The sequence below is a fragment of the Candidatus Egerieousia sp. genome, assembly GCF_056211015.1.
Genome location: NZ_JBAELF010000130.1, coordinates 1 through 12,160 on the forward strand (window position 1 = coordinate 1; position 12,160 = coordinate 12,160).

Annotated in this window: 12 protein-coding genes and 1 pseudogene; 2 read left to right on the forward strand and 11 right to left on the reverse strand. The window is 47.8% G+C overall.

Annotated elements, in window-relative coordinates; all coding sequences use genetic code 11:
• The 5 genes and pseudogenes from AC06L3_RS08475 to pfkA all read right to left on the reverse strand — a co-directional run.
• Positions 1 to 285, reverse strand: a pseudogene (locus tag AC06L3_RS08475) (efflux RND transporter periplasmic adaptor subunit); the annotation flags it as partial.
• A 12-nt stretch (positions 286 to 297) separates the two neighbouring features.
• Positions 298 to 1,656 carry a TolC family protein gene (locus AC06L3_RS08480; RefSeq protein ID WP_475670188.1) on the reverse strand — a complete coding sequence of 453 codons (1,359 nt, stop codon included), beginning with the start codon at positions 1,654 to 1,656 and terminating at the stop codon, positions 298 to 300.
• A gap of 237 nt (positions 1,657 to 1,893) precedes the next feature.
• A complete protein-coding gene (locus AC06L3_RS08485; protein ID WP_475670189.1) occupies positions 1,894 to 2,505 on the reverse strand; it encodes a nitroreductase family protein in 612 nt (203 codons plus the stop codon).
• A gap of 68 nt (positions 2,506 to 2,573) precedes the next feature.
• Positions 2,574 to 3,878 (reverse strand): hypothetical protein, encoded by a 1,305-nt coding sequence (locus tag AC06L3_RS08490; protein ID WP_475670190.1) that lies wholly within the window; start codon positions 3,876 to 3,878, stop codon positions 2,574 to 2,576.
• 61 nt (positions 3,879 to 3,939) lie between these two features.
• Complete coding sequence (pfkA, locus tag AC06L3_RS08495; protein WP_475670191.1) at positions 3,940 to 4,911, reverse strand: 6-phosphofructokinase; 972 nt, start codon at positions 4,909 to 4,911, stop codon at positions 3,940 to 3,942.
• Positions 4,912 to 5,057: 146 nt separating this feature from the next.
• On the opposite strand from pfkA, the gene AC06L3_RS08500 reads away from it, so the two are divergent.
• Together AC06L3_RS08500 and AC06L3_RS08505 are read left to right on the forward strand one after the other, a co-directional pair.
• Positions 5,058 to 5,654 carry a response regulator transcription factor gene (locus AC06L3_RS08500; RefSeq protein WP_475670192.1) on the forward strand — a complete coding sequence of 199 codons (597 nt, stop codon included), beginning with the start codon at positions 5,058 to 5,060 and terminating at the stop codon, positions 5,652 to 5,654.
• Between the two features lie 367 nt (positions 5,655 to 6,021).
• A complete protein-coding gene (locus AC06L3_RS08505) occupies positions 6,022 to 6,324 on the forward strand; it encodes a hypothetical protein (RefSeq protein WP_475670193.1) in 303 nt (100 codons plus the stop codon).
• 12 nt (positions 6,325 to 6,336) lie between these two features.
• Here AC06L3_RS08505 and AC06L3_RS08510 read toward each other — a convergent pair whose 3' ends face one another.
• From AC06L3_RS08510 to AC06L3_RS08535, 6 genes are all read right to left on the reverse strand, one after another.
• Positions 6,337 to 6,699 carry a helix-turn-helix domain-containing protein gene (locus AC06L3_RS08510; RefSeq protein WP_475670194.1) on the reverse strand — a complete coding sequence of 121 codons (363 nt, stop codon included), beginning with the start codon at positions 6,697 to 6,699 and terminating at the stop codon, positions 6,337 to 6,339.
• 11 nt (positions 6,700 to 6,710) lie between these two features.
• Positions 6,711 to 7,010: a type II toxin-antitoxin system HigB family toxin gene (locus tag AC06L3_RS08515; protein ID WP_475670195.1), complete on the reverse strand. Its 300-nt coding sequence runs from the start codon at positions 7,008 to 7,010 to the stop codon at positions 6,711 to 6,713.
• A gap of 79 nt (positions 7,011 to 7,089) precedes the next feature.
• Complete coding sequence (locus AC06L3_RS08520) at positions 7,090 to 8,205, reverse strand: lipoate--protein ligase (protein ID WP_475670196.1); 1,116 nt, start codon at positions 8,203 to 8,205, stop codon at positions 7,090 to 7,092.
• 25 nt (positions 8,206 to 8,230) lie between these two features.
• Positions 8,231 to 9,688: a GntP family permease gene (locus tag AC06L3_RS08525; protein ID WP_475670197.1), complete on the reverse strand. Its 1,458-nt coding sequence runs from the start codon at positions 9,686 to 9,688 to the stop codon at positions 8,231 to 8,233.
• Complete coding sequence (locus AC06L3_RS08530) at positions 9,685 to 10,521, reverse strand: HAD-IIA family hydrolase (protein WP_475670198.1); 837 nt, start codon at positions 10,519 to 10,521, stop codon at positions 9,685 to 9,687. Before AC06L3_RS08530 ends, AC06L3_RS08525 begins: the two co-directional genes overlap by 4 nt.
• A gap of 3 nt (positions 10,522 to 10,524) precedes the next feature.
• On the reverse strand, positions 10,525 to 12,027 hold the full coding sequence (locus AC06L3_RS08535; RefSeq protein WP_475670199.1) for an MFS transporter: 1,503 nt from the start codon (positions 12,025 to 12,027) through the stop codon (positions 10,525 to 10,527).
• Positions 12,028 to 12,160 lie beyond the last annotated feature (133 nt).

A 12,160-nucleotide genomic window follows, 5' to 3' on the forward strand; every position in this document is an offset into this window, starting at 1 on the left:
GCCCTCTTCGATGAGAATGGCATCCACAATGCCACCCTCGATAGGGCTTATCTGAATGGTCACCAGCGGCTGCACCGTACCGCTCAGGCGGATGTAGTCGTTGAACTCTCCGGCCTTCACCTCGCTCACCGAAATGGTGTCGCCACTCACGCGCAGAGTGCTGTGGTTAGGCTTTATCAGGAGGAAGAGCACAAGGCACGCAAGCGCAGCGCCCATCCACCACGGGAGTGCCTTCCTTGTAAATGCGGCTCTCCAGCCGGTAGGTCTTTCAATTATCTTGTCCATTGTCGGAATTGTTTACTGATTGATATAAGGTTCTCCATTATAGTAACGCACCACTGCGTCCTTGATCTTGAGCTGAAGCAGAGAGTTCATCCTCTCGGCCATTGCATTCAGGTATGTCTGCGAAGCGGTCTGATACTCGATTGCCGAGATCAGCCCTGTCTCGAACTGCTTCGTGCTCAGCTGATATGCCTCCTGCTGCACATCGGCAAGGCGGGCTGCCTGATGAAATGAAGCCTGAGCTCCTTCACGGTCACTTATGGCGCGGACCACTTCGTTCTCTATGTCACGCATCTTCTGTTCCAGCTCCGCTTCAGCACGAACAAGTGCATTCTTCTTCATATTAAGAGTCGTACGGCGTCTGAACTGGTCGAAGATCGGGATACTCAGTGAAAGCTGTATGTATTCACCTCCATTGTTCTTGAACTGGTCCCCGAAGGACCTCGGTGTGTAGCCTGCTCTGCCTGGATAGGTGTAATATGTGGTAGACCATCCGCCATGCAGCCCTAAAGTTGGAGAATATGCTCCACGGGCAGATTTCAGGCCCAACGCTGCCTGCTTTACGTTCAATAGGGCTATCTTTGCATCCGGAAGAACGGCTTTAGCAGAAGAAGACAGCTCTGAAACCTGGGCAAGAGTCAATATAGGTTCTGAAACATCAATGTCAATAATAAGTTCATCCTCAGCAGGCCAGAACATTACATCCTTTAAAGTAATCATTGCATCATTCTTCTGATTCCTGACTGTAATAAGCTGGTATTGTTTCTGAGCAAGTTCAGATTCCATCTGCAGCACATCTGCATGTCCCTTCTGTCCAAGTTCCTCCTGACGGACAGCCTTGTCCCTTGCTGTCTGCGCCGTAGCCACCTGTCCGTTCAGTACAGATTCAAGCTCCGTATAATAGATTACATTGTAATATGCCTCCATTGTTGCAAGACAGATTTCGTCACGTGTCCGTTGTTCCTTGCTAAGTCCTATCTTGGCAGCTGTTGATGCCATTTTCATATTGTTAACCGACTGAAAGCCATCAAAGAGTGTAATACCTGCACTTACACTGTATCCATTGTGGAAGGTTGTCACCTTGTTATAAGTATTGGTTTCAGGATCCAGATTTCTTCCGTACTGGTTGTCAGCATAGGTCTGTGCATCAACACTCGGCGTGAAGACGCGCATGATAGCCTGTCTTCTCTGCCACTGTTCATCGCTGCGGTCCGCCGCCTGTATCCTCATTTTCGTGGAGTTGCTTACCGCATACTCCATACAGTCGTGAAGAGACATCCTTTTTTCTGTGCCTTCATCTTGTGCCATGCCTTCAATTGAAAGCGATGTCGAAAACGCCAGAATAAGAATAGCTTTAATATGGATCATTCTCATAGCTGTTATTCACTAACCTATACTTTTAATGTATAGCATTTGGCGTGCCAACAGCCATATTTTGCTAATAATCAGTATATTCCCAATTCCTTGACATAGAAAAAGTGTAAAGTTTCTTTACACATACTGTAAAGAGATTTTACACTATACAGCGTTCGGGATTCGCTGTGTGGCAGGAGAAAAAATGCCATCCTGTTCAGATGGCAAAGAAGATAGGAATGGTTATGAAAGCCTGAACTATTTGTTCTTCGGATATCCTACAGGATTGTTCAATATTGGCAGCTGGTTTGCAGTGAGGTCGAGGAGTTTGGAAATGCCTTCCTTGTCCATCTGAGCTCTTGGAACGGTAACAAGTCCTGCGGCCTGGCAGTATAGGTTGATGTTCTCGGAAACTATTCCGGCATCAACACAGGTCATCTGCCTTGCGTGCTCATCCTGGGATTTGAACAGGTCAAAATCAATGACCATAAGCAATGTAACGGGAGCGTCCATGACGAATTTCTGAGGGAACTTTCCTCCTGCCAGCAAGTCTCTGTGATCACCTTTAACCACTTGTCTCAGAACGTTGCTTTTTGCCATGTACTCGTACACGGCAGTTTTGTCGAATACAAAAAGCCTGATTTCCTGTCTATTCATTGCAGTTGGAGCAGTACGGTGATTGTCATCACGGCTCATTCCAACAGCGGCCCAGCAGACGTTGCTCAACTCCTGGACGGAGAGCTCCTTTGATGAATATTCCCTGACTGAATGTCTGGTGGCCAATGCCTGGGAAACGGACATTTTTGCGCTGTTTGTTTCGTGGGCAGGAAGAGTAATGTCCTGTGCGCGGATAATTTCAGGTGAAGCCATAAAAGCAAATGTTAAAAGCAGAAATGCTAGTTTTCTGAAAGATTTCATATAACTTAAATATTAGGGATTCAAAGTTTTACAAAATACTCCCTGAGTTCGCTCCAACTGTAGTAAGGCCCTTGGAATGCTGGCAGGGCAGGAATGATGGTTTCCTTTTCATTGAAGAGAATCTTTACGAGAATATCATTGTCACTGTTGCAGCCGGTGCATCCATCGGAAACTTTCTTGTAGAATACAAGCTGCAGGTTGGAGGCCATTGGCATTGCAACAAAACCGTACCAGCCGTTGGCTTCGGCATCGGCCATGTGCATGATTCTGTTCTGGCCCTCAATCTGAATGAAGCTGATGAGAGGAAGAAGTCCTGAATCGTGTCCGAAACGCAGGTCAGCGGCTTTTGTGCTCCCGCTTGCAAGTGCTTCGTCGGCCTTGGAAACAAAGTCCTTGAGGATATTACGGCCAACTTCATCGCTGATTCTTTCATTCTCAATGGAAGCACACATTATTCCATATTTCTCGGCGTTGTCTGTGCGCCACATTGCATATATCTCGTCCTCCGTGAAGTACTTGTAAATGTACGGATTCTCAATGTCCAGATTCTGGGCTATTATGCCGGCCTGGAATACCTTGTATATGAATTTGGCAGAATCATTCTTGCCGAAATGTTTCTGCGCTTCCTCCGGATTTGTGAACCAGGCCTTCATTATGCGTTCCGTGTTCAGGCTTGCCCTCAGTATGGAATCACGTACTTGGGCCCTGCGGACATTGGTCTTCTGGTATGGCACATCCGCAAGCAGGTATTTCTTGAAACGCGGGCCGGTGTACAGTGAGATGTTCAGCTGCGGGTTGTTGCCCTTGAGCTGCATTGCGAAATTTGCCATACTCTGTATGCACCTTTGGATTTCGGTTGAAACGCAGAGAATATCCCTGCGTTCCTTCTGATTGAATACCGGATTGAAGCGCTCGAACATTCTCTGTGAAATGCCCTGATGGTCAAGGCTGCCTTTCTGGGTGAGAATACCTCCGAGGTCCTCATGCTCTTCCTTCACTATCGACAGTGTATTATAAACAGCCTTGCCTTCATCCGTAAGCAGGCCTTCAGTAAGCAGGGTGTCGAGGTAAACTGAGATTTCGGTAATCTTGCTTTCCGAGGTATGGTATCTGCTGCCGTGGCGGCCGTAGTGGCTTATGTAGAAAGGAACATATCCTTCCGGAGCAGGCGTGTCAACTATTTCAGGTATTTCGTATGTGTGGTGAAGGTTGGCGGCTCTGGTAGGGTCCTGGCGCAGAAGCTCCCTGGCTTTCTGTGATGCATCCTGTGCATTTGCTCCAAGCGTGAATAATATGGCTGTAAAAAGATAAAGAATTCGTTTCATAGTGCGAATTAATGAAATTTCGGGAATCGGCTGGATTTGAGGAGTCACAGTTCAAACTATATCAAATGGAAAGAACGTTCAGTACGTCAATGAGTTCCTGGTCAATAGGCTTGTTTATCTTAATGGCCTTGGCAATAGGGATGTTCAGGAGAATGTCCTGGTATATGCCAATCATAATGTTCCTCTGGCCTTCCTTGAGAGCGTCAATGGCTGCGTAGCCCATACGGCTGGCCAGAATGCGGTCGTAGGCGCTTGGTTTGCCTCCGCGCTGGAGATGGCCGAGTATGGATACGCGTACATCAAACTGAGGGTACTCGTTCTTGACCCTTTCCGCATATTTCATTGCGCATCCGTCCTTTTCTGAAACAAGAACTATCGAACTGCCCTTTGATTTTCTAATACCACGCTCAATGAAGGTTGCCAGCTGGTCAATCTCCGTTGCATCTTCTGGAATGATGGCTGCCTCCGCACCTGCTGCAATGGCACTGTTCTGTGCAAGGAATCCTGCGTCACGGCCCATGACTTCAACAAAGAAGATTCTGTCGTGGGCGTTGGCGGTGTCCCTTATCTTGTCAACGCACTCAACTATGGTGTTCAGGGCCGTATCGTAACCTATTGTGTGGTCAGTGCCATAAAGATCATTGTCAATCGTTCCGGGCAGACCTATTACAGGAACATCGTGTTCCTTGGCAAGTTCCTGAGCGCCGGCAAGTGAGCCGTTGCCACCTATAACAACCAGAGCGTCAATGCCGTGCCTTTTCAGTGTTTCGTATGCAATTGTGCGGCCTTCCGGAGTGCGGAACATATCGCTGCGGGCGCTCTTGAGTATTGTGCCTCCGCGCTGGATGATATTGGAAACGCTTTCCGTGGAGAACTCCTCAACGTGGTCATTGATAAGCCCTTCCCAACCGCGATAAATTCCAAAGACTTTCCAGCCTTCCGCTATTGCACTTCTTGTAACGGCTCTGATTGCCGCATTCATTCCAGGTGCGTCTCCTCCGCTGGTGAGAACGCCTACTGATTTAATATTCATATTGTGATGTGTTAAATTTTCAAAACATTTATCCTCTCATCATGGCAAAGTTAATTCCAATTGGATTGATATGCAATAGGACAATTCTTTGAAAAGCATCAAATATATTCACTATTTTTGTGTACTGAAAGTGCTCGAACAACATTATGTCAGAACCAATCATTGCCATAATACATCCAAATGCCCTGTGCTGCGCGGCGGTGAGGTCTCTGATAACTGACTTCGCACCTTTTGAAAGACTTTTCGGGCAGTTCAGCGTTGCAAGCTATCCTTCCTTGAGTGCCTACCAGGCTGATGGTAATGAAAATGTTCTTCATTTCTTTGTGGCCGAGAGTGTTGTGCGTGACAATCCGGATTTCTTCACTGACAGGCGGAAGTGTCTTGTGCTTTGCGAAGGGCTTCTATCGGACATGACCGGCTGGCATTGCCTGAACATTGCCTGCAGCGAGCAGGAACTTTTCCGTTCGTTCATAATGATGCACCAGAGCGGTCACAGCCTTCATAACATGACTTCCGCCGCTCCTGTACGCATAAGCAAGTTGCTTTCGGAGCGCGAGCAGGATGTCCTCAAGGGAATGGTCAAAGGAAAATTGAACAAGGAAATTGCCGGTGAACTCTGCATTTCTCAGGCAACCGTGATTTTCCATCGTACGAACATCTGCGCCAAACTTGGCACAAAGTCCATAGGCCGCATGGCAATATATGCCGTTCTTGAAGGCCTGGTGGGAGTTGACGAAATCTAGTGATTTTCCGCTAGGCCGCTGATGCGACCCTTTTCCTGTTTCCGGCGATTTGCTTGGTTGCGGAAGGCACTTCATCTGAAAAACTTTGCCTTTCCTGGGCAAAGCTTTTTCATATTCCAGTGTCTTCCGCTACATTCGGTCACATTTTCGCCCAAAACGTGACCATTAGCCACTTTCAGCATCCTTATGGTCACGCTTTTTTCAGGTTCCGTACAGAATTTCGCCTTTTCTTGTACGAAACGTCTGTTTTTTCCCAATCCGTACAGGATTTGCTCATTTTCTGTCTGAAACAGTATTCCGCCAAAGCAGTATGATGATTCTTTGCGATTGGAATAATTGGTTAAGTTCAAAAACTGGTTATCTTTGTATGAGAAGAATCAATTGCTATGAAACTCGGTCGCAGTCAAAAAAGAATTATCATTTCCGCTCTGGTTATACTTGTGGCAATCCCGGTGGCAGCATATCTGATTTGCCTGATGGCAGGCAGGCCAATGGACGCTGCATTGCCTGCAATCAGAAAATAGCTTCTATGTTCAGATATAACAAGCCAATAATTGCGGAGTCCGATAATGGTAGGGGATTCGGTGGAGGGTCATTAGGAAACGATTTCATCAAGGAATTCTCAAAAGTGAGCCTGAACCTGCAACATATGTATCTGTTTGTAGAATGAAATCTTACAGAATCAGATCATAAGCATGGCGGCGGGACTTATGTGGAGAAAACGGCAGATGTGTCCTGCGATTCTTAAATTAGGTTCTGATTTGCCTGAAACGAAATCATTCACGCGTGTGGTGCTGACTCCCAGCTCCTCTGCCAGTTGCTTCTGCGTGATTTTGCTATCTTTAAGTCCGTCTGAAATGAGCTCGGCTACACTTGGCTTCTCAATTGGGAAATGCTCCTGCTCATAATCGATTACTATATCGGACATCATGACAAGTTCCACGGCTTTAGGATCTGAAAGCGGTGTATTGTCATCAACGAGCGGAAGCAGTGCCTCAACTCTTGATTGCGCGAACCTATATTGTTCTTCAGTAATTTTTCTCATAACAAAAGCCATTATATTGACGCCGCATCAATTTTATCGTATTCTTTGTGAGTCCCGACAAATCTGATGAAGACATATCCCATTACAAATTTCACAACAACCACCAAACGGTATTTATTCCCGCTGATATTGAAAACATAATGCTGGTTTCCAACAGAATCAACAGAACCGAAATATTGTTTCATTTCAGCAAAATTGTGCCATTGCACTTCAGCCACTTCATGGTACCATCGTTCCAGTGGAATCCTGGCATCTTCATGTCCCTCCTGTTCATAGAATTCTTTAAGGGTTCTATGTGCAACAATCCTCATCCTCCAATTTTTTTACAAAAGTAAAGAAAAATTCCAGAATGCAAAATATATTTTCTCAAAAATCCCGAAACAAAGAATATCAGTAGAACAGGCGGGCGAAGTCAGCGGCGGTCAGGTGCTGGGTGGAGTCCTGGCCGGCAGGGGAGAAGTACTCCTCGAACGGGTGTGGAAGTGCGTTCAAGGCAGCCTCGATAGCCCCCGGCGTATGCATCGTTCCTTCAAGAGCGTCAACTACGGTCTGGGTTGGCTGCGTTGAGAAATAATCACCGAATATGTTGAGGTTGGAGATACGGCCGTCCTTGACGTTGAAATATATTTCAATGAGTCCGAACGGGAATTTACGCACGTTCTTGAAACTGTATCTGGGGGATTTGCCGTAATTCCACCACTGCTGGGAATATTTCTCAGCACAGAGTTTGTCAATGGCCTCAATGTCCTTTGCATTATATTCATAAACTTCGCATTTCACCGGCTCATTTATAACAATGTCATTGATTGCTTTTTGTCCTTGAATACCGTTGCAGGATGACGAACTTGCCCCCCGTTCATTGAATTCCCGAATAATGTAATCCATAAGGAAACTGCGGAAATCCTCAACGCTCCAGCCGTTGTTCAGGTGTGAGGAGATGTTGGTCACGCGCTGGGCGTTGCTGGTAACGCTCTTTCCAATGAATTTTTCCGGACGGGCCTTTAGCGCACCGCTGATGTCGGCCATATTGCTGTTGAACAGCAGCGTTCCGTGCTGAAGCACTCTTTCGCTGCCATCGGGCTTCTTGTAAATGCATACGGCATTCCCGGAGAACTTCCTGCCGTCAATCAGCAGATCGTTCCTGCCAACAAGCGCTGCGTTCACCCCGAGTGAGTTCAAGGCAGCAATTATTGGTGCTGTGAACTTGCGGAACATTTCCACAGGATTGTTCGAGGCGGCGGTACGTGGTTCAATGAAGGTATAGTTGAGGTTGCCAAGATCGTGGAACACAGCGCCACCGCCGGTAAGGCGCCTGACCACCTTAATATTGTGCTGATTTACATATTCGGCATCAATCTCAGCCAGAGTGTTCTGGTTGCAGCCAACGATTATGGCGTTGTCGTTTCTCCAGAGACGGAATATGGGTTCATTGAATTCCTTGAGCAGATATTCCTCCGCCGCAAGGTTCCAGTATGGTTCTATTGACGTATCACAAATGCAAAGCATGATTCCCGGTTTTTGTGAAGACTACTTAGCAGAGCAGCAAGTACAGCAGCCATATTTCAAGCATGGCGGCAATCGAAATGAGAATGGTCATCATTGTATGTGTCCTGTAGCCCTGCTCCAGCTTCATTCCGCTGAAATTGGTGACCACCCAGAAGTAACTGTCGTTTGCGTGCGAAGCCATCATTGCACCGGAGCCTATGGCCATTACGGTAAGTCCTGCGGCAAGTGGCGAACATAGTCCGAGAACGTTCATGAGCGATTCGCTGCTTGAGAAAGCCCCCATTATTCCGGCCGTTGTTGTGATTGCAACCGTTGAAGAACCCTGCGATGTCTTTAGTATTGCCGCAATCAGGAAAGGGAAGAATATGCCTATGCCAGAAAGCGAACTTGCATTCTCCTTCACGAAATCCACAAAACCTGTTTCCATTATAACCTGCCCCAGAATGCCTCCGGCGGCGGTTATGAAGATAATAGGACCGGCGGTTGTGAGCGTCTGTCCCATGACTTCATTTATCATATTTCTCCTTATGAGAGGAAGCGCGCACAGGAAGCCGATTATCAGCGCAATCACCGGTTTGCCAAGGAATATGGCCCAGCTGACCTTTGAGCCAGTCATTGAGAGCACTGATGAGACTCCCATAAGCAGAATCGGCACTATCAGAGGCAGGGCGCTCATCCATCCTCCAGGAAGTTTTTCCACAGCGATGGATTTTCTGAACAGTTCGCTTGCGCTTTCGGTCTCAGTTCCATTGGCCTGAACATTTAAAGTGCGGCTTCCTGCAAGTTTCGAATCCGTACTTTCATCATAGCAATTATAAGATTTGCCATGAACTTTGCGTGAGCTTGATTGTTCTTCATCGAGAGCGATTTTGGGGCCGATGTGGTTTGCCCAGAAATAGCAGACGGCAAGAGGGAAGATGGAGCAGAGAACGCCAAGGCCTATGACCAGAAGCAGATTGTCTTCCAACCCCAGCATTCCTGCAGCTGCAATGGGACCCGGTGTGGGGGGTATGAGAACGTGACTTATATAAAGTCCTCCCGCAAGCGCTACGGCAAGCGTTACTGGACTTACACCGCTTCTGCGAGCCATCCACTTTCTGATAGGGTTTACAATAACGAATCCGCTGTCACAGAACACCGGGATTGAAAGAATCCATCCGAGCAGAAGCATGGCCAGCTGGGGGTGTCTCCTGCCAACGGCCTTGAGAACAATGTCGGCGAGTTTGACTGCGCCGCCGCTTTTCTCAAGTATCATACCTATCGCTGTGCCAAAAATGATTACAAGACCTATGCTTGCGAAAATGGATGAGAAGCCGGTTCCTATTACGGCCGGAAGTCTTTCAGGGGAAATGCCGCAGGCAAGGGCAAGCAGCATGCTAACTCCAATAAGTACAAGGAAAGGATGAATTTTCCATCTGGCGCCTGCAACAATGATAAGTGCAATGGCAATGAGAAAATAAATCAGTAAAAGATATCCGCTCATGATCTGGCCTCCTCCAGTAAGTTGCCGAATTCCTCAATGTCCTTGCAGGTGATGGTAGGCGGTTCCTTTGCTGCAAGTGCAGTTTCCAAAGTTGTTTCTCCTGAGAGCACGAGCACACCGCAGGAACCTGCATTGAGGGCGGTCTGCACATCTGTATAAATTCTGTCTCCAACAACTGCGGCCTCCTCCGGTTTCAGACCTCTGCGGTTCAGTATGCCCAGCAGGAACTCCTTGTTCGGCTTGCCTATCACAAGGTCCGGCTTGCGACCCGTAGCTCCTTCAAGGCAGGCGCAGATTGAACCGCAATCAACCAGGATTGTAGGTTCATCTGTGGGGCAGACCCAGTCCGGATTGGTGGCCAGATATGGAAGCCCGCGGGAAATCCACCATGCGCAGCGGCAGAGGCGGGAGTAGGTGAGAGTCTTGTCAAAAGCGGCAACCACAACGTCTGGAACATCGTTGGCGGAATCCTCGCAGCTGATGTATCCGGCATCTTCAAACTGCTGTATCATTGAAGGGGTTCCCAGGAGGAACAGGCGTTTTGCATCCGGATAATTGACCTTCAGATATTCAATGGTGGCGGTGGTGGTGCTGTACATCTGCTCGTCCTTGCAGGGAACGCCCATGCGGTGGAGCTTGGCAATGTAATCGTTGATTGACTTTGACGGATTGTTGGTCAGGAAGGAATATTCAATTCCAAGTCTGTCCAGCTTTTCCAGGAAGGGTATTGTGAATGGAAACAGAGTCCTGCCCATGTAAATGGTTCCGTCCATGTCAAGGGCAACGTGCCTGAGTTTCCGCAGTCTGTCTTTCAGTTCCTCTGTCATATCCATCTCTTATTTGTCCTGCTCCTGTTTCTGTTCATTGAGCAGATTGTTGGTGTAATCCTGGGCGCGTTTGTAGCCGTCGCGCGGAGCATTCCACATAAAGAGGAAGATAATGGCGCCTACAAGTCCGGTGATGATGAAGGTTATGAAAACCCAGTTCCAGCCAAGGTTGTCAGCTATTATACCTATCGCCAGTGCAGAAAGTGCTGAACCGATGTAGCCCAGAATGCCTGTGACACCGTTCGCCGTTGCTGATGCTTCCTTTGTGGCCTGGTTCGCTGCGCCTATTCCAATGAGAGCCTGAGGCCCGTAGATGCAGAAGCCTGCGAGAGCCAGCATGCAGATGCTAGGAATGGTTGGCATTGGAACCAGAGCGAATATGCCGAAGAACAGAACCGAACCTATCATGCTGAACAGGCACATTCTGTGGGCCTTGCCCTTGAAAAGCCTGTCGGTTGCCCAACCTGCGAAGATGGTGCCTATTATTGCGGTGATTTCAAATGCGGCAACGCTCCAGGAGGCATCCTTTATGTTCATTCCGCGGTCTTCGGTGAGGAATTTCGGGCCCCAGTCCAGAACACCCATCCTGAGTACGTACACGAAAATGTTGGCCGTTGCAAAATACCAGACCCATTTGTTGCGGAACACCATGTGGTTAAGGAATCCCTTGTGAGCTCCTTTCTTGTCCTTGAGGGCGTCCTTTCCTGTTTCAGTGCCTTCTATTTCCGGGAATCCAACGCTCTGCGGGGTGTCCTTCAAGGCAAGAAGAGCAAGGATGGCACCTCCAACGGCAACCATTCCAGGAATGAAGAAGCACCAGCGCCAGGCTCCGTAATGGGTGGCGTAGGACATTATCTTGGCCTGCTGCTCGGCATGAGGAATGTTGTACCAGTCCTTTATGCTGCCTGCAAGGTTGCCTGTAATCTGAGCAACTATGGAGGAATTGCCGCTCATGTCGGCTCCCATGTTTGTCATTATCAGACCGCAGATAACTACGGCAATAACAGCGCCTATGGAGTGGGATGTGTTCCAGATGCTCATTTTGGTTGCCAGTTCATTCGGCGCAATCCACTGAGGCAGCATTCTTGCGCAAGGAGGGAAGCCGCAGCCCTGGAAATACTGGTTCAGGACAATTGTAACGCCTATTACAAGTATGAGCATGTTAATGAACTGCGGGCCTTGGTGAACTCCTGTTATTGCGTAGCTCAGTTCCAGACCGAATCCGAAGCAGAAGTTTGCCGCCGCACAGAGGAAGAGTCCCACTGCCATGAAGACCTTGGTGCTCACCTTCTCAACAATGAAACCGTTTATGAATCTGCTGAAACCATAGACCAGCGAGCCAATGGCTATCACAATTCCGAAACTTGTATTTGATATGCCGTATTCGGCTGTAAGCCCCGGCATTGCTATTGAGAAATTCTTGCGGACAAAATAGAAAATGGAATAGACAATCATTGAAACTATGATTGTGTACCATTGCCACGTCTTGAAATTTCCTTTGAACATTTTCATACGAAAATTAATTGTGCCGTTTCTGGTTATTCCGGCGTTATTTGACTTGTTTTTAATACATTTTGAGCCAATGGCACAAAAAGAGAGAGCACTCACAAGGCTGCAAGTGCGAGGTTGACATCTTAGCAATTTT

Bases quoted from the DNA above. Each gene is read 5' to 3' on its own strand.
- pfkA (WP_475670191.1), bottom strand. From the start codon at position 4,911: ATGAATATTAAATCAGTAGGCGTTCTCACCAGCGGAGGAGACGCACCT.
- AC06L3_RS08485 (WP_475670189.1), bottom strand. From the start codon at position 2,505: ATGGCTTCACCTGAAATTATCCGCGCACAGGACATTACTCTTCCTGCC.
- AC06L3_RS08520 (WP_475670196.1), bottom strand. From the start codon at position 8,205: ATGCTTTGCATTTGTGATACGTCAATAGAACCATACTGGAACCTTGCG.
- AC06L3_RS08525 (WP_475670197.1), bottom strand. From the start codon at position 9,688: ATGAGCGGATATCTTTTACTGATTTATTTTCTCATTGCCATTGCACTT.
- AC06L3_RS08515 (WP_475670195.1), bottom strand. From the start codon at position 7,010: ATGAGGATTGTTGCACATAGAACCCTTAAAGAATTCTATGAACAGGAG.
- AC06L3_RS08500 (WP_475670192.1), top strand. From the start codon at position 5,058: ATGTCAGAACCAATCATTGCCATAATACATCCAAATGCCCTGTGCTGC.
- AC06L3_RS08505 (WP_475670193.1), top strand. From the start codon at position 6,022: ATGAGAAGAATCAATTGCTATGAAACTCGGTCGCAGTCAAAAAAGAAT.
- AC06L3_RS08530 (WP_475670198.1), bottom strand. From the start codon at position 10,521: ATGGATATGACAGAGGAACTGAAAGACAGACTGCGGAAACTCAGGCAC.
- AC06L3_RS08490 (WP_475670190.1), bottom strand. From the start codon at position 3,878: ATGAAACGAATTCTTTATCTTTTTACAGCCATATTATTCACGCTTGGA.
- AC06L3_RS08480 (WP_475670188.1), bottom strand. From the start codon at position 1,656: ATGAGAATGATCCATATTAAAGCTATTCTTATTCTGGCGTTTTCGACA.
- AC06L3_RS08510 (WP_475670194.1), bottom strand. From the start codon at position 6,699: ATGAGAAAAATTACTGAAGAACAATATAGGTTCGCGCAATCAAGAGTT.
- AC06L3_RS08535 (WP_475670199.1), bottom strand. From the start codon at position 12,027: ATGAAAATGTTCAAAGGAAATTTCAAGACGTGGCAATGGTACACAATC.